The sequence below is a fragment of the Gemmobacter nectariphilus DSM 15620 genome (assembly GCF_000429765.1).
Classification (GTDB): domain Bacteria; phylum Pseudomonadota; class Alphaproteobacteria; order Rhodobacterales; family Rhodobacteraceae; genus Wagnerdoeblera; species Wagnerdoeblera nectariphila.
The window spans coordinates 1-1,097 of record NZ_AUCM01000059.1; the positions used below are offsets into that span (position 1 = coordinate 1).

2 protein-coding genes are annotated in these 1,097 nt (G+C 61.5%); both read right to left on the minus strand.

Annotation, left to right across the window (positions count from 1 at the left end):
• Positions 1 to 70 precede the first annotated feature (70 nt).
• On the minus strand, positions 71 to 460 hold the full coding sequence (locus tag G481_RS0118665; protein WP_028031328.1) for a hypothetical protein: 390 nt from the start codon (positions 458 to 460) through the stop codon (positions 71 to 73).
• Between the two features lie 77 nt (positions 461 to 537).
• Positions 538 to 1,097, minus strand: a 560-nt coding sequence (locus G481_RS25745) for an HNH endonuclease (protein WP_211235242.1), incomplete at its 5' end; no start/stop codon positions are given.

A 1,097-nucleotide genomic window follows, 5' to 3' on the forward strand; every position in this document is an offset into this window, starting at 1 on the left:
CGGCCTCCGATAATCATCGAAGGCACAATGGACCCAACCCCCGGTCGGTGGGGTCCCTTTTGGACGCCGATCACCCCAGAAGCGGGGTCCTTATTCCACGCCGTTCAACAGCCAGTGGCCCTTGGCGGTGCTGGAGCGCGAGGTGGCGCAGGATGGTCGTTTCCTCGAACGTCAGTTCCAGGTGCGCTGCGATGGCGTCCAGCCGCGCGAGCCCGGTATCGTGCGGTTCGGGCATCGCGGCAAGACGGTCGGCAAGATGCGATGTCAGGAGTTCCACGCCCTCCGCATCCAGAACTGGGCCACGGCGAGTCTGCACGATCAGAGGCGGCAGGGCGCCGAACAGATCGGGCCGCCCGGTCATCCAGCGCACAAGGACCAGCACCTCAGGGCGCGACGGTGGCAGTCCGTGGATCAGCCGCAGGCAGATGCCGTGAAGTATGTGGTGTTCCGTGGTCGCCATCCTGCCCTCCGTGACTGGCGGGCAGGATGGAGGAGTGCTGCGTCAGAAACGGACGGGCCCCGTGAAGCGAAGCCTGATCATCGGACGTTCTCCCGCCAGAAGCGCCCGACGTTACCGACGGAGTCTGTCGCATGGATTGCACGATGGCAGTTGGCGCATAGCAGGGCGAATTCGGCGGGAGTGACGTTGCGAACCTCATCCAAAGCTAGCTCGTTCATCGGGATCAGATGGTGAAGTTCCAGAGCCCGGCTCCAAGGTTCTTCCTCTGCGGTGAAACCACATGCCTCACAAGCGTTTCCGAAGTGTCCGCGGAATTGCCGGTAGTTGGCGCTTCGCTCAATTGTTTCATGAGTTCTCTTTCGGCGAAATTCCTGGATGGTCGCTGTGACCGCAAGACCATCAGGGCGAAGGCGCTCATGCGTTAGGGTTTCCAGCCGAAGTCGGAGCGCAGCCACACCAGCCGGATTGAGGTGCTCTGCGTTCTGCTCGTTCAGGTAGGTGATGTTTGCATGAAGCTGCTGCGGCGGGAGGCCCAGTTCCTGGGAGAGTGTCCGGTCTTCTGTGTATGGCTGATTGGGTCCATGCTTCCTGAGAGGAGCAAGGACGATGACGATTTCGAACGAAGTGCTGGACGAGT